The following is a 21,344-nucleotide window of genomic DNA, read 5'->3' on the forward strand; positions in this document are numbered from 1 at the left end:
ACATTCCGTGCGATGGGCGAGCAACGTACCCGCCTTCGATGGCGGCAGGGGCTTCTTGCACACGTGCTGCCCAGCCTATTGCTTAGCCCAATAGCCGCGTTCGGGAACCGGTATGTTTGCCCGTCGGCAGGCCTTCGCAAGGCCATTCCCCGAGATCCCATAGCGAGCAGCGAGCTTGATCATCGGTTCGGACCAGACGAGCTCGTACAGCTCCTCTCGGGTAAAGCTGGTGCTACTCATCGCCGGGCGCCTGCTTGCTTGTCGTATCGCCCCTCAAAGCTGCAAGCCTGCTGGCCCGGCAGCTATCGCTTATGCTGAGACGCAGAAGGCACGCGACTGAGACACGGCTGAGACATGACCCAAGATCGCCACAATTGGGAGGTGCCATCAAAAGGTGAGACTGAGACACCAGTGAGACACGGGCCCTTTGGGCGACTGAGACACGGGGTGGCTAAGTCTCTGAGATGAATGGTCGGAGCGGGGAGATTTGAACTCCCGACCCCCAGTCCCCCAGACTGGTGCGCTAACCAGGCTGCGCTACGCTCCGAGGCGCCCCTTTTGCCAAGCGGCGCCATGCGGGTCAACGGCAAAGCCCACGCGACGTCAACTGATGAGCTTTTCGAGGCCCTTGGCGCTCGCCGGCAGCCACGCTACATCGGACGTCGGCGGCGCCCCGGCGAACACCGCGGCGGCATAGATATCCTGGCCGAGTTGCAGATCGCGAACGCTGGGCGCCTCGCCGCCCACAAACGCGGCCGCGACCGCAGCGCGATCGCCGGTGCCGGCCTCCTGGCTCGCCACGGCCTTGCCCGTGCCGAATATCCCGAGGCGCGTCAACAGGCGCCCGATGCCGCCGCCGTCGGCCTTGGCGTAGGCCTCGAGCCGCACCCATGCCTGCAGGAAGCGTGCGTCTTCCGCAGCCGGCAGCGGCGGTGCGGCAAGGGCTGCTCCCGCCGCCTCGATGCGCGCGCGCCGCTCCTCGCCGACATGCACCGTGCGCGAACGCTCGATATCGACCCCGATGCTGCCCTGGCGCGCCATGCCGATCAGCGCTAGCCCACGCGTGTGCGACAGGCTGAAGGCGAGCGGGGCAGCCTCGAGATGTGGTTTGCCGCGCTCGGAACGCGTAAACGAAACGCCGCGCCATTCAGGACCCGCGGCGCGCTCGATCAGCAGGCGCAGCGCGATATGGGTCGCCAGCCACTCGTGGCGCGCCGCTGCGTCGGAAAAGGCCGATCCTCGCGCTCGGTCGCCCGGGCACAGCCGCGGGACGCGCTGCTCGATGGCGTGCAGCGCCGGCGCCGCGGCGCGCAGATCCACACACCATAGCTCGGGTATCGCCAGCGTCGGCAAGCCGCTCACGCGCGGGCGGAGCGGCGCGCCTTGGCCGGAGCGCGACGCGCGGCGGCCTCCGGCGGCTTGCCGAGCAGGATGCCGCGGCAGGCCTCGAGCTCGGCTATGGCAGCGAGCAGGCGTTCGCGCACTTCACCCCGCGTCGGCCCACCCGCAGTCGCCGGCTGCCTTCCGGCGCGCGTGTTGCGCTTCCCTACGGGCGCCGGCGCCGCGGCAGCCGGAACCGCGGCGGCAGCGGTTTCCGCGCCGATGCGCTTCACCGTGTCGACACCCTGATCGCGCAGAATCTTCTGCACGCCCTTGATGGTGTAGCCTTCAGCATGCAGCAGGTGGCAGATGCCGCGCAGCAGCGCCATGTCCTCGGGCCGGTAATAGCGCCGTCCGCCGCCTCGCTTCATCGGCCGAATCTGCGGAAATCGGCCTTCCCAGAAGCGCAGGACGTGCTTGGGGACCTCGAGCTCTTCGGCAACTTCGCTAATGGTGCGAAAGGCCTCGGCCGTCTTGGTCAATTACGCCTCCACCGGCTGCGCCACCACGCCGCCGCCGGACGCCGTTCACTCGGCTGCCTTGCGGCGGATGAGGCCCTGGTTGATGCGCTCTTTCATAATGTTGCTGGGGCGAAAGACCAAGACCCGGCGCGGCGTGATCGGCACTTCGTCCCCGGTTTTGGGATTGCGCCCCATGCGCTCGCCCTTCTGGCGGATGCCGAAGGAGCCGAACGAGGAGAGCTTCACCGGCTCGCCTCGCGCCAAGCTGGCAGAGATTTCCCCCAGCACCAGTTCGACCAGATCCTGGCTCTCATTGCGCGGCAATCCGACCTTGCGCACCACCGCCTCGGCAAGGTCCGCACGCGTTAACGTCTTGCCTCCCATGGCATTTTGCCTCCCGCTCTCTCACCTTTTTAGAGATGCTACCGGGGGGCGAGCCGATCGTCAATCGCGAGAGCATTTCAACTAGCTGAAATCAAAGAAAGAAACTTGGCACGTTGTAGAAAGTTCCTCACCACACGTCACCAGCGGGCGAGCACCGCACCCCAGGTGAAGCCGCCGCCCATCGCTTCCATGAGCACCAGCGAGCCCTCCTTAACACGATGCTGTTCAAAGGCATGGTTAAGCGCCAGCGGGATGGACGCCGCCGAGGTGTTGCCGTGCTTGTCGAGCGTGACGACAATCTTTTCCGCTGGCACGCCGAGCTTCTTCAAGACGCCATCGAGGATGCGCTGGTTGGCTTGGTGCGGCACGTAGAGGTCGATCTCGTCGGGTGCATAGCCGGTCATGACGAGCGTCTCCTCAATGATGCCGGTGATCTTCTGCACGGCGTGGCGAAACACCTCGCGCCCGTTCATACGCAGATGGCCGACGGTCTTCGTCGAGCCCGGACCGCCATCGACATAGAGCAGGTCCTCGAAGCGGCCGTCCGAGCGAATGCGGGTGGCAAGAATGCCGCGATCCTCGCGCGTGCCGTGTTGCGGCTGTGCCTCGAGCACGACCGCTCCCGCGCCATCGCCGAACAGCACGCACGTGGTGCGGTCCTCCCAGTCCAGAATGCGCGAGAAGGTCTCCGCGCCGACGACGACGGCGCGCTTGAATTGCCCGGTCTTGAGGAAGTTGTCGGCGATGGTGAGGGCGTAAACAAAGCCCGAGCATACCGCCTGCACGTCGAATGCGGCCCCCTTGGTGACGCCAAGGCTCTGCTGGATCCTCACCGCGGTGGCAGGGAATGTGCGATCGGGCGTCGCCGTCGCGCACACCACAAGATCGATGTCAACGGGATCGATACCGGCGCGCACTAGCGCCTGATGGGCGGCAGCGGTGCCGAGATCCGACGTGAGCTCGTCATCGTCGGCGATGTGGCGCTCGCGGATGCCGGTGCGCTCGACGATCCACTCGTCGCTGGTGTCGACGATCTTCGTCAAATCGGCGTTGGTCATGACGCGCTTCGGAAGATGGGCACCGACGCCGCGGAAGACTGAACGGATGACTGCCACTGAGCTGCCTTGCTTCTTGTAGTTGAACCAGCCTCAACGGAAATCGGGCAGCAGAAAAAGGCCGATGCCCTACCGTGATGGCCCGCAGCGTCAGCCCGCGGCGGCTGCCTCGAGCTTGTGATGGAACGCTGTCAGGTCGGCGGCGAGCCGCGGAATGAGCCGGCTCTGGGCCATCTCGTACGCGAGATCGACGGCACTGGCAAAGCCCACGGCGTCCGTGCCTCCGTGACTCTTGACCGCTATGCCATTGAGGCCAAGGAACGTGCCGCCGTTGGCACGCCTTGGATCCATCTTCTCCTTGAGGACGCGAAAGCCGCCAGAAGCCAGAAAAGCCCCGAGCCTCGACATTAAAGTGCGCTGCATGGCGGCGCGCAGGTATTCGCTGATCTGCTTGGCTGTGCCTTCCGCCGTCTTCAATGCGATGTTGCCGGCGAAGCCCTCGACCACGACCACGTCGACGATGCCCTGCCCGATCTGGTCGCCCTCGATGAAACCACGATAGTCGAGCGGCAGCTCAGTGCTCTTTAACCATGCGTGTGCTTGCCGCACTTCCTCGACGCCTTTGATCTCCTCGACACCGACGTTCAAGAGCCCAACGGTGGGCCGCTCGATATGGAACAGCGCCCGCGCCATGGCGGCGCCCATCAGCGCGAAGTCGCACAACTCGCGGGCCGAAGCGCCGATATTGGCGCCGACGTCGAGCACGATACATTCGGCTCTGACGGTCGGCCAAAGGGCGGCAATTGCCGGCCGCTCGATGCCGGCCATCGGCCGCAGGATCAGCTTCGACATGGCCATGAAGGCGCCGGTATTGCCCGCCGACACGGCGACGTCCGCCTCGCCCGAGCGGACGGCATCTATGGCCAGCCACAGACTAGTGCCCTTGCCGCGGCGCAACGCCTGGCTCGGCTTGTCGCTCATGGCGACCACCATGTCGGTGTGAACGACGCGCGATTTGGCCGCCAGCACGGGAAGCTTGTCGAGCTCGGCGCGAATGCGCGCCTCATCGCCGTACATGATGAAGCTGAGCGCTGGATATCGCTCCAGCGAGAGGGCGGCGCCCGGAACCACGACGGCGGGACCGTGGTCGCCGCCCATGGCGTCGAGCGCTATGGTCCGCGGCTGAGACATGTCGCGGTTTGCCTCGCAATTATCCCCTGAAAGGAGGCCGCGTAGGATCGCGCCTGCCCACCCCTAAACCAGCGGACCATACTCTTTTGCAAGTGCGAAACAACTGGATTTTCACATCTATCGCGCGGCCTTGTGCGGCAGGTGCCAGCCGCGCGCCTCAGCCGTGATCCTTGAGCTTCTTCAGGGCGGCAAACGGTCCGGTTGCGGGCGCGCTGCTATCTTCAATCGCGTCCGATTGGAATTCGGCCCCGGGCTTGCGCGGGTACGGGTCGACGGATGCCGATAGGGTCTCGAATACGATTCTGCCGGCGTCGATCATCCCGTGCTCGATCGGCTCGATCTCGGCGGCGCTCAGCGCCTCGACCTCCTCCTCGCCCGGCCGCGGCATGCTCATCGGCGGCCAGAACTCGACGTCGAACGTTGCTTCGACGTGCTGCGCCACGGGGTCGAGCGTCACGACACAGCTCTGCGTCAGCTGCGCCTCGAGCTTTCCGGCCAGGCGGTAGCATCCTTGCCCGGTGGCGCGGATCGTGAAGTCGGCCATCAGCGCCTCACACGAAACCACCTCCAGTGCAGCCGCCACCGTCGCGCGCTCGGCGCTGGTGGCCGTGCGTCTCTCGCGAAATCCCGGCTCCGGGATCTCCGTGGTTCGGTAGGACCAATGCAGCGGCGCGCTCATGGTGCCTCCGCAGCAGTATCGCATACCTTCGGAAATCCGAGGCTCCCATCGAGGATCTGTACAGCCTCCATCGCCGCCAGCGAGCCGAGCGCTTCTCGCATGTATTGCGCCAGCGAGCGGGCTTGCGCGCTCTCGGCACCATCGTAGACGTGCGCGGCCAGCGCCTTGGCCAGATCACGCTCATTGCCCGTCTCCAGCGCCGCCCTGTAGGCCATGCTGCGCGCCAGGAGGCCGTCCGCGGCACGGCGCACCTTCTTCGGCACCGCGAGATCTCCGGTGCCGAGCTCGCGCAGGGAATCGTCCATGTCGGAGACGAACGCCTCGACGAGCAGGCGCGGGATTGGCGAACTCGGATCGGTAGCGGTGCGCAGCCGCTCGAGAACAAGGAAAAGGTGAAGAACCACCATCTCGTAACGGCCCGACGGTGTGTCGAGGACGCCCATTTCGGAGTAAAATTCCGGACAGCGGGCCCGTGTCACGATCACGCCATAAATCTCGCCTGCTTTACGGCGCATCTCGCTACGGGCAATGAGGGAATCCAGCATCAGTGCCGGGACCTTACGTGAAGGCGATCACAAATCGGGGGCGATGCCGCCTGAGTTGAGCTTGCGCCTGTTGCAATCGACAAGGGGTCGGGGTAAGCGCCAATTCGCCCTGCCTCGATCCAGTCTCGGGAAGACATAACATAATGCGCCGAGAGACCAACGCCCACCAGCGCCGCACACGCGCGCCAGTGATCCATGCGAAAGGCTGGCGCTTGATGGCCGGCCTCGCCGCCTGCCTCGCCCTCGCGGCGTGCGACTCGAACGTCATCAAGCACGGCATGCAATTCCACGAGGGCGACCTGCAGCAGATCCAGCCCGGGATGACCCAGGAGCAGGTGCGCATGAACCTCGGAACCCCATCGACCACCGCCGTGGTCGGCACCAGCCAAGCCTACTATTACATCTCGAGCACGGCGACGCAGACCGCCTTCATGCTGCCGACGGAGCAGGACCGCCAGGTCGTTGCCGTCTACTTCACGCCCGGCGGCACAGTCGAGCGCGTCGCCAACTACGGCATGAAGGACGGACGGGTGTTCGACTATGTCTCGCGCACGACGCCAGCTCCGGGCGGTAAGGACGTCGGCATCGTCCAGCAGCTGTTCCGCAACCTCGGAACCAAGCAGATCTTCGGCGACTAGGGTTTCTCAGCCGGCGCGGTCGTAGTCGATATCGGCGCGGTAAACGTCGTAGGCCCTGCCGTATTCCATCACGCGCGCGACCTCGGAGATGAACGCCTCGTCGTAGCCGGCGCGTCGCAGCAGATGGAAGCCGACCTCCATGCCCGACGCGATGCCGCCGCCGGTGATGATGCGGCCGCTGTCCACGACGCGTGCACGCGAGATGCGGCAGGCGGGTGCAATTTCCGCCAAGCGGTCGATCGGCACCTTGCCCATGCTCGACTGCTCGAGGCGATCTGGCTCTTTACGGTTCGTCGCCGCGCGTCCGTCGAGAAGCCCCATGCGGCCGTAGATCCACGAGCCCGTACAGACGGAAACGAGGAGCGTCTTCTCGGGCAGCGCGCGGATGAAAGCGTGCAGCCGTCCGTTGTTCATCTCCTGGCGCGTGCCGAATCCACCCGGAATGAGAAAGGCATCCATATCGGGTGTGTCGGTGAAGGCGTAGTTGGGGAGCACGGTGAAGCCGGCCTGCGCCTGCACCGGCCGCATGCTTTCGGCGATGAAGAAGGCATCGAGCTCGGGATCGAAGCGGCGGGCGACGGAGAACACCCCATAGGGCGCTGCGAAGTCGACGATCTCCAGATCCTTGCAGATGTAGACCCCGAGCCGGAACCCTGCCTTCTTGGCCATGACGCAACCTCCTATATAGACCTATCTGTCTATTCGTATAGACAGACTTGTCTGTCAATGGTAGAAACAGCGGATGGCGAAGACTGCGACAAAAGCCCTCCCGGCGCGGGAGCGCATTCTCGAGACGGCGCTGCGGCTGTTCTACGCGCATGGCACGCGGGTGGTCGGCGTCGACCGCATCATCGCCGAGTCCGGCGTTGCCAAGATGAGCTTCTATAACCACTTCCCGTCCAAGGCCGATCTCGTCGCTGCGTTTCTCGAGGAGCGGCATATGCGCTGGATGGCCTGGTTCCGCGCACGGCTCGAGGCGCGACATGCGAAGCGCGGCAACAACCTGGCAGCCATCGCCGACGTCCTGCGCGAGTGGTTCGCGGCGCCTGACTTTCACGGCTGCGCCTTCATCAACATCCTCGCCGAGACGGAGCGTACGTCGACGCGCGAGCGGGCCATCGCCAGGCGGCACAAGGACGAGCTCTTGGCCCTGCTGGTTGAACGCGCCAAGGACGATGGCGCGGCGCGGCCGACGGAGACCGGGCGGCTGGCGCTGATGATCGTCGAGGGCGCTATCGTGCGCGCCGAGATGACGGGCAATGGGGCGCGCGCCGCCGCCGATGCCAAGCTGCTCCTGGCGAGCATCGCCGCTGCGCATAGTGCCTGATGCAGAAAGACCCGACCTTGGGGGCCGGGCCTTTCGATTAGCTTCGCCTCAGGCGCCGTTTCAGTGCGCGGCGAGCACTGCGAGCAGCAGCAGGGCGACGATGTTGGTGATCTTGATCGCCGGATTCACCGCCGGGCCCGCCGTATCCTTATAGGGATCGCCGACCGTATCGCCCGTCACGGCCGCCTTGTGCGCGTCCGTGCCCTTGACGTGCTTGACGCCGTCCTTGTCGACGAAGCCGTCCTCGATGGCTTTCTTGGCGTTGTCCCAGGCGCCGCCGCCCGAGGTCATGGAGATGGCGACGAACAGGCCGTTGACGATGACACCGAGCAGCATGGCGCCGACGGCGGAGAATGCCGCGCTCTTACCGGCCTCGCCGCCGCCCGCGATCACGTAGATGGCGAAGAACAGCACGATCGGCGACAGCACCGGCAGCAGCGAGGGGACGATCATCTCTTTGATCGCCGCGCGCGTCAGCAGATCGACGGCCGCCGCGTAGTCGGGGCGATCCTTGCCCTGCATGATGCCGGGTTTGGCTTTGAACTGGCGGCGCACCTCCTGCACGATGGCGCTGCCGGCGCGGCCGACGGCTGTCATGGCGATGCCGCCGAACAGGTAGGGGATGAGGCCGCCGAGCAAGAGGCCGACGACGACGTAAGGATTGGACAGCGAGAAGTCCGGGCTAACGCCCTTGAAGTAGGAATACGCCGTCGCGCCCGCCTTGTTCGCCTCATCGATGAAGTGTTGCAGATCGTAGCTGTAGGCCGCAAACAGCACCAGTGCGCCGAGACCGGCAGAGCCGATGGCATAGCCCTTGGTGACCGCCTTGGTGGTGTTCCCGACCGCGTCCAGCGCGTCGGTCGAGCGGCGCACTTCCTTCGGCAGACCAGCCATCTCGGCGATGCCGCCGGCGTTATCGGTCACCGGTCCGAAGGCATCGAGTGCCACGACGACGCCGGCGAGGCCGAGCATCGTGGTGGTGGCAATGGCCGTGCCGTAGAGACCGGCGAGCGAATAGGTGAACAGGATGCCGGCGACGATGACGAGGGCCGGCAGCGCGGTTGCCTCGAGCGACACGGCAAGACCCTGGATGACGTTGGTGCCGTGACCGGTGACGGACGCCTGGCTGATCGACCGCACCGGGCGGAAGCCGATGCCAGTGTAGTACTCGGTGATCCAGATGATCAGGCCGGTCACGGCAAGGCCGGCCAGTCCGCAGATGAACAGGTTGAGGCCGTTGACCGTCGTGCCCGCCGCCGTGCCGACGTCGCCGAACCCGCCCAGCACGTAATAGGTCGCCAGCCACAGGCCGCCAATCGACAGGACGGCGGTGGCGATGAAGCCGCGATAGAGCGCCCCCATGATCGAGTTGTTGGTGCCGAGCTTGACGAAGAACGTGCCGATGATCGAGGTCACGACGCACGCCGCGCAAATGGCGAGCGGGTAGATCATCAGCTTCTCGAGACCCGGCTGGCCGACGAAGAAGATCGAGCCCAAGACCATCGTCGCCACCACGGTGACAGCGTAAGTCTCGAACAGGTCGGCGGCCATGCCGGCGCAGTCGCCGACGTTATCACCCACATTGTCGGCGATGGTCGCTGGGTTGCGCGGGTCGTCCTCCGGAATGCCGGCCTCCACCTTGCCCACGAGGTCGCCGCCGACGTCGGCGCCCTTGGTGAAGATGCCGCCGCCGAGACGAGCGAAGATGGAGATGAGCGAGGCGCCGAAGCCGAGAGCGACCAGCGCATCGGTCACGACGCGGTCATCGGCGGCGTAGCCGAGGCCACCGGTAAGGAAGAGGAAGTATACCGAGACGCCGAGCAGCGCCATGCCGGCAACCAGCATGCCGGTCACCGCGCCGGATTTGAATGCGATGTCGAGGCCACGCGCCAGGGAGTGCGTTGCTGCCTGCGCGGTGCGCACGTTGGCGCGCACCGAGACGTTCATGCCGATGTACCCCGCCGTACCCGACAGCGCAGCGCCGATAAGGTAGCCGAAGGCCACGAGCGGGCCGAGCAGTACCCAGGCGAGGATGAAGACGACGGCACCGACGACGGCGATGGTGCGATACTGGCGATTCAGGTACGCCTGGGCACCTTCGCGGATTGCACTGGCGATCTCCTGCATGCGCGCGGTGCCAGCATCCGCACTCATCACGGATCGGATCGTGTACGCCGAATAGACGAGCGCCAGCACGCCGCAAGCGACGATCCCCCATAGTACTTCCGTCATTTTCGTGATCCCCTTTGGCGCCTTGAAGAATGCTGTTGACCGGCGACAGGCGTAGCCGGCGCCCGCTCTCGTGGCGATTCGCGGGCGGACCATGCCAAATGTGTGGACGAGTTGCAACACAGGGGGGCGGGTGCCGCCTGGGGCTTAATTATCCGCAGCCGCGATAAAAAACGGCGCCCGCGGCGACGCCCCCCGGCAGCTCCGACTAATTTCCTAGCAGCGCGGCGCCAGGGTCGTTGTACGCGGCAGTCGCCGTGCCGGTCCGCGCCGCTGCTACGACGCCGCTCGCCGGTCCGGCCACTGAGGAGCGACTGGAGCAATGTCGCACAGGCGCCATCGAATTTCGTGATTTTCTCCTGAGTTCAGTATGCTAGGGACTGAGCGAGGCTGGAGGCACCCGATCTTGCGTCGGGCCAGGCACCTCATATTTGGAGGTCAACGCCATGCGACTTCTTGTGGTCGAATACAAAGTGCGCCTGTGACGCTGGTCGCCAACCCTCGCAATCGCGGCCCCATCTGGGGCGAGTTCACGCGCGCCCAAAACCGGCAGGCCATCAGCAATCTGGCGCGCGCGTTCCATCTGCCGCGCCCGCAGGCCAAAGCGGCCATACTCGTCATGCTCGGGGCGCTTACCCAATGTTTCGACGAGCAGACCCTAACGCGCGCGACGTTGGCGCGACTGATCGAGCTACTCGGCAAGAACGACTACGAGCAGGTTCTGGAGACGCCGACGCTGATGGGGGCGACATCAACCCAGGTGATCGGCAATGACGCCCTCACCACCCTGGCCGGCCGTGACGCGAGCAGCCGCATCACCAGCCGCGCCGCCGCCGCGGCAGGCATCAGCGAAATGATCGCCGAATACCTTTTGCCTGTCGTCGCCGCGATGTTCATGGGCGCACTGTCGGCGAAAACGCGAGCCAATCTGCTGGCGCTGGCGCGCAACGAGGCGGCCCCGGACGCCAATGCCCCACCGGCCGAGAGCAGCGCCGCTGCAATTCAACTGCCTGTCGGCCGCGGCAGCAGCGGCTTCTTCAGCGGCTCCACGGGGATTGCATCGGGCCTCGTCGACCCCGCGCGCGAAAGCCTATACCGCGAGCTTGCCGATCGCATTCGCGACAGCGGAAGAATGCCGGACGGGCGTGATCCGCTCAACGCTGCGCGGCAGATCATGGCCGACGGTCTGGGCGTGCGGGCGCGCCACGCGCCGTGGCTCGCCCGTCTGCAACGATGGGGGGCCGGCGCGCTCCAGAGCGCCAGCGCGCAAACGCAAGAACGGCTGCGCAATCTGCGCAACCGTCAGCGCGACAAGACTTGAGCGTCGCCTATCGGCAGGGGCGCCCTTCGGCGTCGCAGGTCCAGCCTGCGGCCGAGCGCGAGCAGCCCATCCTCCTGCTCGCCGCCCGGCTGAAGCGCGCCCACGAGCTGCCGTACTCAAGGTCGGTGAAATCCTGCCATGAGCGGATGGCGGCACGCTGCGCGGCAGCTTTCGTCGATTGCGCTCCGCTGCTGCCGTAGTGCCAATGGTCCGACATGCACAGGCGACCGCCCTCGCGGCGCAGCGCGTGCATCGCCGCCAGCCCCGTCTCCGCCGCCATGCCCGCGGGCACGGCCAACGTGGTCGCCGTCACCGCGGCAACTGCTAACGCCAACATTGATTTGGGCAACATCTCCACCCCCCAGTGCGTGAATTTTGCCATTGGCAGGGCGTGACAGTGCCAGATTCCGCTCAGGCTCTCGATAGCTGCGCGTGTGGCGTACGAGAAAAAGCGCACCGTGAGCGGCAAACAGGTCACAGCACGTCCTATTTGGCCGATCAGAGCAGCGGTTCTTCATAGACGCGCTTGCCTTCCGACATCAGGCCCTTGATTGCGGCCGTGCCGCCGTCGTCGACGGCAATCAGCGCCGAGATCTTCTTGTCGCCGACCATCTTTTCAAGCTCGCGCCCGGTGCCCTCGGGGACGAAGAAGCTCTCGATACCGTAGTGCAGGCCGACTACCATCGGCTCCTGCGGCTGATCCGGTGCCGGCCTGGCGACGTATTCGACGCGTCCCTTGATCACGACCTCGTCGGGCTTGACCTCTGCGGGCGGTTCGCTCGCCCCGGCGACAGCCTGCCAGTTGTCGCCCTCCGACTTGCGCAACGTGACATAGAAGGGCTCGTTCCGCTTCGGCGGCGTGGCGCCGGGCGGCAGTTTGAAGCGCGAGATGTCGTAACCGAGAATGACGTAGTCGCCGCGGAAGAGTGAGCGCGGATCGACGGGGATCACCTCGAGCACGACTTCGCGTCCGTTGGCCAGCAGCGAGGTGCGGTCCCAGATCATCCAGCCCAACACGGCCGCCTGCCCAAGGGCGACCACGGCGATCGCCAGCCACAGATTGCGTCGTTCTGACATCATGGCGCGGGCTCCATACTCGGTTGCACGCGCGCGTGCAGGCGATAGGCGACGACCGAGAGCAGGATGACGAGGACGCCCGCCGAAAGGAAGAACAGGGACGAGCCGAGCAGCGTGCCGACGGTCTTGAAGTAGAGACCCAGCACCTCGATGGAGAAGCCGGCGTAACCGAGCCATAGCAGCGCCGGGCTGCCCATCTTGAGGCCGAGGCCGACGCCGCCGAGAACGAGCGCGAGCGCGAGAAGCGCCAGGAGAATGAAATAGTCGAGCGGCATCGACTTGATGAACTGCAGCGCGAACAGCCCGGCGAAGGCAATGGTCATGCCGTAGGCGATGGCTGGCGTCGACCAGCCGGAGAGCCGCTCATCGGCGATCGGCGCCGCCACCCCCGCCGCGGCGATGAGGAGGCCGATGCCGACGACCACGCCATGGCCGTCCCCATCGAACAGGAAATACCCAAGGCTGATGATCCACAGCGCCATGGCGACGGCGGCAAGGTGCAGGCCTCCCAACCAGCGCTGCCAGGCAATGGCGACGGTCACGGCGCCCCAGCCAAGCAGGAATGCCCAGTGCACCTCGCCAGAGTCGCTCATCTCCCAGCCGGTCCACAGGCCGACGAGCAGCATTGCGAGCGCGAGCGCCGGATTGGATTTGAGGATGACGCCGGCGGCGAGCGCGCCCAGCGCCCAGGTGAGCACGGCGTCGGGGGCGTGCCCCTCGATATGGAACATCTGCGCGATGAGCATGATGCCGGCACCGAACAGCGCCACTCCGGCGAGGATGGCGGCATGCGCGAAGGTCGGGTGCTTGCGCTCGAAGAGGACGCCGGCGATGCCATAGGCGGCAAACAGGCCGCCGAAAATCAGCGCCAGGCGGAACAAGCGCGGCATCTCGCTCCAATGCGCGGCGACGAAGCTCATGGCGCCGAAGCCAATGAGCACGGCCCCGAGGATGCCGAGCGCCGAAGCAAGATCGAGCTTGCTGCCTTGTCCGGTGGCGATATCGCGGCGGATGGCGGCTTCGCCGTCGGCGCCGATCCAGCCGGCTTCACGCCAGCGCACGAGGTCGCGGTCGAGGCGCTTGGCATAGCGTGACATGGCGGTATCCCGGCGGCTTTTGGCGCTGCGGACGATATCCGGGGGCGGGGCGCAAAACAATGTCGGGAATGCGGCTGCGCTGTGCGCCCGGCATTAAGGTTGCCCGCGTTGAGGGAAGCGTTGCTTTCCTTTAGCCTGCGCCCCCATGCAAGAGATGAAGCCAATTCATGTCGTGGGCGGCGGCCTCGCCGGCTCGGAGGCGGCGTGGCAGATCGCGACTGCCGGCGTGCCCGTCGTGCTGCACGAGATGCGCCCGCAGCGCATGACCGACGCGCACAAGGGCGACCGGCTGGCCGAGCTCGTATGCTCCAACTCGTTCCGCTCCGACGACTGGGAGACGAACGCCGTCGGCCTCTTGCACGAGGAGATGCGCCGTGCCGGCTCGCTGATCCTCGCCGCGGGCGATCGCCACAAGCTGCCGGCAGGCGGGGCGCTCGCCGTCGACCGCGATGGCTTTGCGGCCGAGGTGACGGATCGCCTCGCGACGCATCCGCTCGTCGCCGTCGAACGGTCGGAAATCGCGGACCTGCCGCCGAAGGAGTGGGACAGCATCATCATAGCCACCGGCCCCCTCACCTCGCCAGAGCTCAGCGAGGCCATCCGCAAGCTGACCGGCGAGCGCGACCTCGCTTTCTTCGACGCCATCGCCCCCGTCGTGCATCGCGAGTCGATCGACACTTCCATTGCCTGGTTCCAGTCGCGCTACGGCAAGACAGGCCCCGCCGGCACCGGCGCCGACTATCTCAACTGCCCGATGACGCGCGAGGAGTACAACGCGTTCGTAGATGCCCTGCTCGCCGGCGAGAAGACGAGCTTCAAGGAGTGGGAGGCCTCGACGCCCTACTTCGACGGCTGCCTGCCCATCGAGGTGATGGCCGAGCGCGGGCGCGACACGCTGCGCTTCGGGCCGATGAAGCCGGTGGGACTCGACGATCCGCGCACCGGCCGCTGGCCCTACGCCGTCGTGCAGCTGCGCCAGGACAATGCGCTCGGCACACTGTGGAACATGGTCGGCTTCCAGACCAAGCTGAAACACGCCGAGCAGGTGCGCATCTTTCGCATGATCCCCGGACTGGGCGAAGCCGAGTTCGCGCGCCTCGGCGGCCTGCACCGCAACACCTTCCTCAACAGCCCGAAGCTGCTCGATGCTTCTCTGCGCCTCAAAGCGATGCCGCGCTTGCGTTTCGCCGGGCAGATCACCGGCGTCGAGGGCTATGTCGAGAGCGCAGCCATCGGTCTGTTGACCGGGCGCTTCGCCGCCGCCGAGCGTCTGGGGCATGCCTGCGCGCCACCGCCGCCGACGACGGCCCTCGGTGCCCTCATAGGGCATATCACCGGCGGTCACCTCTCCGCCGACGATGGCCGCGCATCATCGTTCCAGCCGATGAACATCAACTATGGGCTGCTGCCGGAGATCGAGCCGCCGGCGCAAGACGCCGATGGCAAGCGCCTCAGGGCCAAGGAGCGCGGCCGCGCCAAGAAGCGTTTGATGAGCCTGCGCGCGCTGGCCGACATTGACCGCTGGCTGGCCGGGAACGCGCTACCGGCCGCAGCGGAGTAAGCGAGCTCACTGCAGCCCGATGGAGCTCGACGGCGCAGCGATGCCCGCCGCCGGCAACGGCTGCTCCGGCCCCTGGCCATATTTCGCCAATACGCCGCGTGCCTTGTGCACGACGGCATCGGCGATAGCCGCCTGCCCCTCCGCCGTGGGATGGAAGGCGCCCGAGTACGTCGCCGCGAGCACCAGCTGGAACCAGGAGAAAGCGTCGAGCTTCAGCACCTTCTGCAAGAGCGAGGCGGCGACGTGGAAGTTGCCGGTCATGAAGGCATCGTTGGGCGTGCGGAACCAGCGCTGGCGCGATGCATAGGCTTTGAAGTCGGCTGGGTTATACGGCCGCCAGCCCTCCGCCGTCTTGCGCGGCAGGCGCAGGTCGTCGGCGATGTTGGCACCGTCGTAGGTCGTGCCAGCGCAGATGCCGCGGCCGATAAACTCGCGCCGATGTCCATCGACGAATGTCCACTGATAGTGCTCGGCGGCTTCCTTCATGGCGTTGTTGAGCTTGTCGGCGATCCATGTGCCGACGCGCACCTTCGCCTCGCTGAGGGCGAAGTCGGGGAGCACATCCATACCGGCGACACCATCAGGGCAGGTGCTGGTGCCATCGCCCTGCAGGGCAAGGCCCGGGTACGCCGTAAGCAGCACGCGGTCGGACTGCTCCCACGGGATGTGCAGCAAATAATGGATGGCGCGGTTGAGCGACTTGTAGCGCAGGATCAGCGCCTCGAGGCCGAGGCTCGCGTCATCGAGATCGTGCACCTGTCCGAACCAGCCGCCGAGCTTGCGCAGCGTCGATTCGTCGGACAGCACCGAGTTGGCGAGCAGGCGCGAGAAGCCGACATCGTTGCCGCCGACCGATACGAGCATGAGGTCGATCTTGCGCGCATTGATCGGGTCGCACTTGCGCAGCACCAGGCCGCCCTTCAGCTCCGGGATCGTACCGTCCATGTGATAGGCCTCGGGCAGATCCTGCATCGGCGCCTCGTGCTCGTCGCATTGGGCGGAAGCGATGGCGGAGATTTGCGACATGTCGGTCGGGTTGGGCACCCATTCGTTGCCGGCGTAGCGCAGGAAGAGGCCGTAAGTCACCTCCGAGCCTGAGCAGGCGACGCCGACATAGGTGACGGCGCGGTGATCGTCCTCGAGGCCGAGCTGCAGCGCCACCCGCAGCTGATGCGAATAGAGCGAGCGGTGACAGCCCTGATCGGTCCAGCGGGCGTTCTCCTGGATGAATGCCTTGTCGCCGATTTGCTTCCAAGGGCCGACGCGCGCCGGATAGCCGGTGAGATCGACGCCGCCCGAGCGCTCGCCGTAGTCGGCGGTGCGATCGCGCGAGAAGCGCACCGGCACGTCCGGATTGCCTTCGCCGGAGGCGAAGCTGTCACCCATGCCGACGACGAGGAGATCGCGTACGCGCACCTCCTCGCTAGCCACCTCGCGGCCGCCGATCTCGACGCTCACCGCGGCGCCATCCGGGTAGGGGATTTCGAAGTGCACCTCCTCGCTGCAGGCCTGCGTGACGACATCGCCGCGCAGCGCGCCACCATGGGGGGCGGTGAGCCACGTGCAGCTCAACCCCGCCGCCTCGTCGACCTTGTTGATCTTGAGGGCGACACGGTGCGACTTCGGATTGATGTAGCTGCGGCCGTCCTTGCACACGAAGCGGTTGGTGCGTGCGTTCCAGCACGTGTCGCGAAACATTGTCTCGGCCCAACCGTCCTCGTGGCGCGCGCTCAACGCCTGCTCGGAAGCGAGGATGGGCCGCTGCAGCTGGTCTTCGGGCGGCAAGGCGAGAAATGTCGCGCGGTGCACCTCGGTGTCGGCCGCGTCAGAAAAGAAGCGGAACGAATTCTCGACGTGCCAGGTGATCGTTGGAACGGGCAGCGGGGCGACCTGCGCCAGGCTCGACGAGCCCGGCACAACGACCGACACGAGCAGCGCCATGCATAGGGCTGCCGTTCGCGACATTAGCGACCCTCTCCTCGTCGCCTGCTGTTGCAGGCCTAGAAGCGACCCCGCCATCGCGCTTGGAGGATCCGCCACACGCGCGACAGGGGCGAGATCGTTGCTTGCTCACAGGCGATATTGGGACCCAAGCCTTCCAAAGCCGCCAAATAGGGCTCCACGAGGGCAGCCGGCAGCACGGCCGGCATGGTTGCCGGCGCAAGTGCCATCGAGCGCCGCGCTTGGGTGAGGCAGGCTCTCGTGTCGGCGAGCAGCGGCCCGAGGGTTGCGTCCCAGTCAACCGTGGCACCATCCGACAACGGATTGCGGCCCTTGCTCAGGAGCGGCGGCAGAGCGCGCAGTAGTTGCACGCGCCCATAGGCGCGGGCGGCAGCTGCGATCAGGGCAGCGGAGGCGGGCGTTTCGGCGTTGCCCAAAGGTCGTGCAGCCAGGCGAAACGCCGCACCCTGGCTCGCGTCGGCAAAAGCATCGACGGCGCCGGCATCGTGCAGAGCGCCCGGGTGCAGCAACTGAGCATAAGCATCGATGATCGACGCCAGCTCTTGCTCGGGTAGTAGCCCGGCGGCGATGGCGCGGCGCAGCCAGTCGGCGAGCGGAGCGCCCGTCGCCTCCTGCGCCGACCGGTCGGCGAGTGCCTCGCGCCACCACTGCAGGCGAATCTCCACCATCACCGGCTCACGCACGGTGACGGGGATGCGTGCGATCTCGCCGTGAAACGCGGCGATAGCCATGAGAGCGTTGCGCGCCGACTGGGGCGCGAGTAGCGCCGCGAGGTAGCGATCATAGTCGAGGTCGCGCGCCGCCGCGCGCACGGCGGCTTCCTCGTCTCGCAGCTTGGCGTCGTCCACTGTCATCGGCGCCCTTTCGCGGACGAGGCCCTCAATCGACGGCGATGAGGCCGGCGCCGAAGTCGCGCCCTTCCGCCAGCAGCACATTATACGTGCGCGCGGCAGCGCCGGTGCTCATCGGCTCAAGGCCGAGGCCGGCGTCGGCGAACAGCCTGGCGATGGGGGCGGGCGGCATGCGGTGCTCGCGTCCCGTCCCTAAGAGCACGAAGGCCGGGCGCGCCAGCTCCGCGATGAACCTCGCACAGTGCTCCGGCGTCAGGTCGTCGAGTTCGGCGACGTCCCAGCCGTAGATGCCGCTCGGCAGGATGAGCAGCGAGCCGCGGTGGCTCATGCCGGCGAAACGGAAGCCGCCGTTGCCATAGGCATCGATGGGGGCGCGGCCGGGAAAGTGGGCTGGGACCGATGGCATCGGGGGCCCCGCCAGCCGAGCGTCAACGGCGCGGGCTGACGGCCTTCTTGGCAGGAGCCGGCCTCGCCGCGGCGGCGCCGGCCGCGCTCGCCGGCGCGATAGCAGCCGGTGCGGCGTCCTTCGCCTTGGGCGCCGTACCTACCGTCTCGCGCTTCAAGCCCAGATATCCCAACAGCGGCGCGGCGATGAACATCGACGAGTAGGTGCCGATCAGGATGCCGAACAGCATGGCGAACGAGAAATTGCGGATCACCTCGCCACCGAAGATGAGCAGCGCGAGAATGCCGGCGATAGCCGTCATGCCGGTCAGGATAGTGCGCGACAGCGTCTCGTTGATCGAGATGTTGAGCAGCTCGTCAAGCTCCATGCGCTTGAACTTACGCAAGTTCTCACGGATGCGGTCGGACACGACGACGGTGTCGTTCACCGAGTAGCCGAGAATGGTGAGTAGCGCGGCGACGATCGACAGATCGAACTCCAGCTGCAGCAGCGAGAACACGCCGACGGTCACCAAGACGTCGTGCGCCAGGGCGACCACGGCGCCGGCGGCGAACTGCCATTCGAACCGGAACCAGACATAAACGATGATGGCGAGAATGGAGCACAACACCGCGATCATGCCGGTGCGACGCAGTTCGCTGGATACCGCTGGTCCAACCACCTCGATGCGCCGCTGCGTGTAGTCGGCACCCAGCGTATCGATGACCTTCTTCATGGCCGCCTGCTGCTCGGCCTCGCCGCCCGGCTGCTGCTCGACGCGGATCAGCACATCGGTGTCGTTACCGAAGCTCTGGATCTGCACGTCGCCCAGGCCGAGGCTGCTTAGCTTCGAGCGTATATCGGCGAGATCGGCGGGGCCGTTCTTGTGCTGCACCTCGATGAGCGAGCCGCCGATGAAGTCGACGCCGTAGTTCAGCCCGCGCGTGAAGAAGAGCGCCAGCGACAGTGCCATGAACACGAGCGACAGCGTGAAGCAGATGCCCTTTAAGCGCATGAAGGGCAGCCGCGTGTTGTGCGGGAAGAAGTCGAAGCCCTTGAAGTCGGGAATGGGGAAGAACATCGCTTGCCTCTCTAGACCGGCACTTCGAGGATGCGGCCCTTGCTCTTGGCGCTCTTCAACCAGAGCGATATCAGCAGGCGCGTCACGGTAACGGCGGCGAATATCGACGTCAGAATACCGATGGTCAGTGTCACGGCGAAGCCGCGGATCGGGCCCGAGCCGAGCCAGAACATGATCACCGCGGCAGCGAGCGTCGTCAGCTGGCTGTCGAGAATCGTGATCCAGGCGCGCTGGAAGCCCTGATCGATGGCGGCGATTGGCGACTTGCCGCCACGCAGCTCCTCGCGGATGCGCTCGTAAATGAGCACGTTGGCGTCGACCGCCATGCCGATGGTCAGCACGAAGCCGGCGATGCCGGGGAGCGTCAGCGTGGTGCCCAGCACGGTCATCAACGCGACGATGAGGAAGCCGTGCACGATGAGGCCGGCGACCGCGAAGACGCCGAAGGTGCCGTAGGCGACGATGGTGAGGATGGCGGTGGAGAGACAGCCGACGAGGCCGGCCAGCTTGCCGGCCTCGATGGAGTCGGCGCCGAGCGAGGGGCCGACCGTGCGCTCCTCGACGATGGTCAACTTGGTCGGCAGCGCGCCCGAGCGCAGCTGCACGGCGAGGGTGTTGGCGCTATCGACGGTGAAGTTGCCGGAGATCTGTCCCGAGCCGCCGAGAATAGGCTCGCGGATGACCGGCGCCGACAACACCTTGTTGTCGAGCACGATGGCGAATGGCGAGCCGACATTGTCCTTGGTGAAGCTGCCGAACTTGCGGGCGCCCGACTGATTGAAGCGGAAGGAGATGATCGGCTCGTTGGTGCGCGAGTCGAACCCAGGCTGCGCGTCGACCAGATCCTCACCCGAGACGACGGGGGTTTCCTGCAAGAGGTAGCTGCGCTCCCCCTCGCCTTCCGCCGACGGATACACCTTGTAGCCGACCGGCGTGCGCGTCTGCTTGGCCTCCTCCGCCGAGATGTCGGGATGCACGGCGTGGAAGGTCAGCTTGGCCGTCTGGCCGATGAGATCCTTGAGCTGCTTGGTGTCCTGCAGGCCGGGGAACTGCACCAGGATGCGGTCGGAGCCCTGGCGGACGACGGTGGATTCGGCCGTGCCCATCGCGTTGACGCGCCGGTTGACCGTTTCAATCGCTGCGCTCGCCGCATTCGACACGCGCTGGCGCATGCCCTGCTCCGTCGGCGCCAACGTAATCGTGTCGCCCGTAGCGGTGACGGTGAGGTCGTTGCCGCCCGAGCCGAGGATGGCGTTGCCGATCGGCTGGATGAGCTTGTTGAGCGCCGTCGTGGCTTTCTCCATGTCCTCGGGCTTGTTGATCTTCACCTGCACCGCGTTGCCGACGACGCCGAGACCGGTGAAGCCGACCTTGGCCTCGCGCAGCTGCTTGCGCGTGTCATCGCGCAGCGTATGGAGCCAGTCCTTCTCCAGCTCCTTGGTGTCCATGGCCAACAGCAGGTGCGCACCGCCTTGCAGATCGAGTCCGAGAGGGAGCTGCCTGTGCGGCATCCAGCTTGGCCAGCTGTCGACCGTCTCCTTCGAGAAGAAGTTCGGCAGCGCGAAGATGACGCCCGCCAGACAGGTCAGGACGATGGCGATGATCTTCCAGCGTTCGAAGTGCAGCATCTGTCAACCGATCCCGTTTGCGGTTTGCCGTAAGAGGCCGGAGTGCCTCATGTCGTCTCTTTCACCGCTTCGCCCTTGCCGCGCACATCCATAAGGGTCGACTTCAAGACCCGCACGCGCATCGTATCGGAAAGCTCGACCTCCACCTCGTCGGAGGTGTCGGAGGCCTTCGTCACCTTGCCGATGAATCCGCCCGAAGTAATGACGGTGTCGCCGCGGCGCACCTGATTGACCATCTCGCGGTGCGCCTTGGAGCGCTGCTGCTGCGGGCGGATGACCAGAAAATAGAAGATCACGATCATGACCAGCATGGGGATGAGCAGCCCGGTAAACGGGTCGCTGCCGCCCGGAGCCTGGGCAAATGCTGGCGTGATGAACATGCTTCCGTCCCCTTGCGGATGTTGGGCAACAGCGGGCTAGGTCTGCGCGAGCGCAGCCATGCGCGTCGGCTCTGCTTGAAAAGTGCCGTGACTATAGTGTTCGGCGGCGCCT

22 protein-coding genes and 1 tRNA gene are annotated in these 21,344 nt (G+C 66.0%); 4 read left to right on the forward strand and 19 right to left on the reverse strand.

Going from position 1 to position 21,344, the window contains the following annotated elements; translation table 11 throughout:
* Positions 1-469: 469 nt before the first annotated feature.
* From F9K20_RS03045 to F9K20_RS03080, 8 genes are all read right to left on the reverse strand, one after another.
* Positions 470-547, reverse strand: a tRNA-Pro gene (locus F9K20_RS03045).
* A 56-nt stretch (positions 548-603) separates the two neighbouring features.
* The gene (locus F9K20_RS03050; RefSeq protein ID WP_290997341.1) at positions 604-1,320 is read right to left on the reverse strand and encodes a hypothetical protein; all 717 of its coding nucleotides are present in this window, start codon (positions 1,318-1,320) and stop codon (positions 604-606) included.
* A gap of 38 nt (positions 1,321-1,358) precedes the next feature.
* Positions 1,359-1,862 carry a MerR family transcriptional regulator gene (locus tag F9K20_RS03055; protein ID WP_290997342.1) on the reverse strand — a complete coding sequence of 168 codons (504 nt, stop codon included), beginning with the start codon at positions 1,860-1,862 and terminating at the stop codon, positions 1,359-1,361.
* Between the two features lie 45 nt (positions 1,863-1,907).
* A complete protein-coding gene (locus F9K20_RS03060; protein ID WP_290997343.1) occupies positions 1,908-2,225 on the reverse strand; it encodes an integration host factor subunit alpha in 318 nt (105 codons plus the stop codon).
* Positions 2,226-2,362: 137 nt separating this feature from the next.
* Positions 2,363-3,340 (reverse strand): beta-ketoacyl-ACP synthase III, encoded by a 978-nt coding sequence (locus tag F9K20_RS03065; RefSeq protein ID WP_290997344.1) that lies wholly within the window; start codon positions 3,338-3,340, stop codon positions 2,363-2,365.
* A gap of 90 nt (positions 3,341-3,430) precedes the next feature.
* Positions 3,431-4,471, reverse strand: a complete 1,041-nt coding sequence (gene plsX, locus F9K20_RS03070; protein WP_290997345.1) for a phosphate acyltransferase PlsX — start codon at positions 4,469-4,471, stop codon at positions 3,431-3,433.
* Between the two features lie 157 nt (positions 4,472-4,628).
* On the reverse strand, positions 4,629-5,150 hold the full coding sequence (locus F9K20_RS03075; protein WP_290997346.1) for a DUF177 domain-containing protein: 522 nt from the start codon (positions 5,148-5,150) through the stop codon (positions 4,629-4,631).
* Positions 5,147-5,695: a ubiquinol-cytochrome C chaperone family protein gene (locus F9K20_RS03080; RefSeq protein WP_290997347.1), complete on the reverse strand. Its 549-nt coding sequence runs from the start codon at positions 5,693-5,695 to the stop codon at positions 5,147-5,149. The genes F9K20_RS03075 and F9K20_RS03080 overlap by 4 nt, the downstream gene beginning before the upstream one ends.
* Before the next feature lie 143 nt (positions 5,696-5,838).
* Here F9K20_RS03080 and F9K20_RS03085 point away from each other — a divergent pair, with 143 nt between their 5' ends.
* Positions 5,839-6,333, forward strand: coding sequence for an outer membrane protein assembly factor BamE (locus F9K20_RS03085; protein WP_290997348.1), 495 nt, complete (start codon positions 5,839-5,841; stop codon positions 6,331-6,333).
* A gap of 6 nt (positions 6,334-6,339) precedes the next feature.
* Here the strand turns inward: F9K20_RS03085 and F9K20_RS03090 are convergent, their stop codons facing one another.
* Complete coding sequence (locus F9K20_RS03090; protein ID WP_290997349.1) at positions 6,340-7,002, reverse strand: DJ-1/PfpI family protein; 663 nt, start codon at positions 7,000-7,002, stop codon at positions 6,340-6,342.
* A gap of 73 nt (positions 7,003-7,075) precedes the next feature.
* Here F9K20_RS03090 and F9K20_RS03095 point away from each other — a divergent pair, with 73 nt between their 5' ends.
* The gene (locus F9K20_RS03095; protein ID WP_290997350.1) at positions 7,076-7,660 is read left to right on the forward strand and encodes a TetR/AcrR family transcriptional regulator; all 585 of its coding nucleotides are present in this window, start codon (positions 7,076-7,078) and stop codon (positions 7,658-7,660) included.
* Between the two features lie 60 nt (positions 7,661-7,720).
* On the opposite strand, the gene F9K20_RS03100 is transcribed toward F9K20_RS03095, so the two are convergent.
* Positions 7,721-9,892, reverse strand: a complete 2,172-nt coding sequence (locus F9K20_RS03100; RefSeq protein WP_290997351.1) for a sodium-translocating pyrophosphatase — start codon at positions 9,890-9,892, stop codon at positions 7,721-7,723.
* A gap of 478 nt (positions 9,893-10,370) precedes the next feature.
* Here F9K20_RS03100 and F9K20_RS03105 point away from each other — a divergent pair, with 478 nt between their 5' ends.
* Complete coding sequence (locus tag F9K20_RS03105) at positions 10,371-11,210, forward strand: DUF937 domain-containing protein (RefSeq protein WP_290997352.1); 840 nt, start codon at positions 10,371-10,373, stop codon at positions 11,208-11,210.
* A gap of 7 nt (positions 11,211-11,217) precedes the next feature.
* Here F9K20_RS03105 and F9K20_RS03110 read toward each other — a convergent pair whose 3' ends face one another.
* From F9K20_RS03110 to F9K20_RS03120, 3 genes are all read right to left on the reverse strand, one after another.
* The gene (locus tag F9K20_RS03110; protein WP_290997353.1) at positions 11,218-11,562 is read right to left on the reverse strand and encodes a hypothetical protein; all 345 of its coding nucleotides are present in this window, start codon (positions 11,560-11,562) and stop codon (positions 11,218-11,220) included.
* A 146-nt stretch (positions 11,563-11,708) separates the two neighbouring features.
* Positions 11,709-12,290, reverse strand: coding sequence for a GDYXXLXY domain-containing protein (locus F9K20_RS03115; RefSeq protein ID WP_290997354.1), 582 nt, complete (start codon positions 12,288-12,290; stop codon positions 11,709-11,711).
* A complete protein-coding gene (locus tag F9K20_RS03120) occupies positions 12,287-13,384 on the reverse strand; it encodes a DUF2157 domain-containing protein (RefSeq protein ID WP_290997355.1) in 1,098 nt (365 codons plus the stop codon). The genes F9K20_RS03115 and F9K20_RS03120 overlap by 4 nt, the downstream gene beginning before the upstream one ends.
* 145 nt (positions 13,385-13,529) lie before the next feature.
* On the opposite strand from F9K20_RS03120, the gene trmFO reads away from it, so the two are divergent.
* Entirely contained in the window at positions 13,530-14,945 is a 1,416-nt protein-coding gene (gene trmFO, locus F9K20_RS03125; RefSeq protein WP_290997356.1) for a methylenetetrahydrofolate--tRNA-(uracil(54)-C(5))-methyltransferase (FADH(2)-oxidizing) TrmFO, read from the forward strand.
* A 6-nt stretch (positions 14,946-14,951) separates the two neighbouring features.
* Here the strand turns inward: trmFO and F9K20_RS03130 are convergent, their stop codons facing one another.
* From F9K20_RS03130 to yajC, 6 genes are read right to left on the reverse strand one after another with little or no spacing between them, the layout of a single operon-like run.
* Entirely contained in the window at positions 14,952-16,910 is a 1,959-nt protein-coding gene (locus tag F9K20_RS03130) for a hypothetical protein (protein WP_290997357.1), read from the reverse strand.
* Positions 16,911-16,945: 35 nt separating this feature from the next.
* Positions 16,946-17,761: a squalene/phytoene synthase family protein gene (locus F9K20_RS03135; RefSeq protein ID WP_290997358.1), complete on the reverse strand. Its 816-nt coding sequence runs from the start codon at positions 17,759-17,761 to the stop codon at positions 16,946-16,948.
* Positions 17,762-17,786: 25 nt separating this feature from the next.
* Positions 17,787-18,164 carry an Mth938-like domain-containing protein gene (locus tag F9K20_RS03140; RefSeq protein ID WP_290997359.1) on the reverse strand — a complete coding sequence of 126 codons (378 nt, stop codon included), beginning with the start codon at positions 18,162-18,164 and terminating at the stop codon, positions 17,787-17,789.
* A gap of 22 nt (positions 18,165-18,186) precedes the next feature.
* The gene (secF, locus tag F9K20_RS03145; RefSeq protein WP_290997360.1) at positions 18,187-19,224 is read right to left on the reverse strand and encodes a protein translocase subunit SecF; all 1,038 of its coding nucleotides are present in this window, start codon (positions 19,222-19,224) and stop codon (positions 18,187-18,189) included.
* An 11-nt stretch (positions 19,225-19,235) separates the two neighbouring features.
* On the reverse strand, positions 19,236-20,852 hold the full coding sequence (gene secD / locus F9K20_RS03150) for a protein translocase subunit SecD (protein ID WP_290997361.1): 1,617 nt from the start codon (positions 20,850-20,852) through the stop codon (positions 19,236-19,238).
* A 47-nt stretch (positions 20,853-20,899) separates the two neighbouring features.
* Complete coding sequence (gene yajC, locus F9K20_RS03155) at positions 20,900-21,232, reverse strand: preprotein translocase subunit YajC (protein WP_290997362.1); 333 nt, start codon at positions 21,230-21,232, stop codon at positions 20,900-20,902.
* Between the last annotated feature and the right edge of the window lie 112 nt (positions 21,233-21,344).

Source organism: Hyphomicrobium sp., assembly GCF_009026145.1.
Classification (GTDB): domain Bacteria; phylum Pseudomonadota; class Alphaproteobacteria; order Rhizobiales; family Hyphomicrobiaceae; genus Hyphomicrobium_A.

Coding starts and splice junctions, on each gene's coding strand:
- F9K20_RS03060 (WP_290997343.1), bottom strand. CDS start 2,225: ATGGGAGGCAAGACGTTAACGCGTGCGGACCTTGCCGAGGCGGTGGTG.
- plsX (WP_290997345.1), bottom strand. CDS start 4,471: ATGTCTCAGCCGCGGACCATAGCGCTCGACGCCATGGGCGGCGACCAC.
- F9K20_RS03075 (WP_290997346.1), bottom strand. CDS start 5,150: ATGAGCGCGCCGCTGCATTGGTCCTACCGAACCACGGAGATCCCGGAG.
- F9K20_RS03080 (WP_290997347.1), bottom strand. CDS start 5,695: ATGCTGGATTCCCTCATTGCCCGTAGCGAGATGCGCCGTAAAGCAGGC.
- F9K20_RS03085 (WP_290997348.1), top strand. CDS start 5,839: ATGCGCCGAGAGACCAACGCCCACCAGCGCCGCACACGCGCGCCAGTG.
- F9K20_RS03090 (WP_290997349.1), bottom strand. CDS start 7,002: ATGGCCAAGAAGGCAGGGTTCCGGCTCGGGGTCTACATCTGCAAGGAT.
- F9K20_RS03095 (WP_290997350.1), top strand. CDS start 7,076: ATGGCGAAGACTGCGACAAAAGCCCTCCCGGCGCGGGAGCGCATTCTC.
- F9K20_RS03100 (WP_290997351.1), bottom strand. CDS start 9,892: ATGACGGAAGTACTATGGGGGATCGTCGCTTGCGGCGTGCTGGCGCTC.
- F9K20_RS03110 (WP_290997353.1), bottom strand. CDS start 11,562: ATGTTGCCCAAATCAATGTTGGCGTTAGCAGTTGCCGCGGTGACGGCG.
- F9K20_RS03115 (WP_290997354.1), bottom strand. CDS start 12,290: ATGATGTCAGAACGACGCAATCTGTGGCTGGCGATCGCCGTGGTCGCC.
- F9K20_RS03120 (WP_290997355.1), bottom strand. CDS start 13,384: ATGTCACGCTATGCCAAGCGCCTCGACCGCGACCTCGTGCGCTGGCGT.
- trmFO (WP_290997356.1), top strand. CDS start 13,530: ATGCAAGAGATGAAGCCAATTCATGTCGTGGGCGGCGGCCTCGCCGGC.
- F9K20_RS03130 (WP_290997357.1), bottom strand. CDS start 16,910: ATGTCGCGAACGGCAGCCCTATGCATGGCGCTGCTCGTGTCGGTCGTT.
- F9K20_RS03135 (WP_290997358.1), bottom strand. CDS start 17,761: ATGACAGTGGACGACGCCAAGCTGCGAGACGAGGAAGCCGCCGTGCGC.
- F9K20_RS03140 (WP_290997359.1), bottom strand. CDS start 18,164: ATGCCATCGGTCCCAGCCCACTTTCCCGGCCGCGCCCCCATCGATGCC.
- secF (WP_290997360.1), bottom strand. CDS start 19,224: ATGTTCTTCCCCATTCCCGACTTCAAGGGCTTCGACTTCTTCCCGCAC.
- secD (WP_290997361.1), bottom strand. CDS start 20,852: ATGCTGCACTTCGAACGCTGGAAGATCATCGCCATCGTCCTGACCTGT.
- yajC (WP_290997362.1), bottom strand. CDS start 21,232: ATGTTCATCACGCCAGCATTTGCCCAGGCTCCGGGCGGCAGCGACCCG.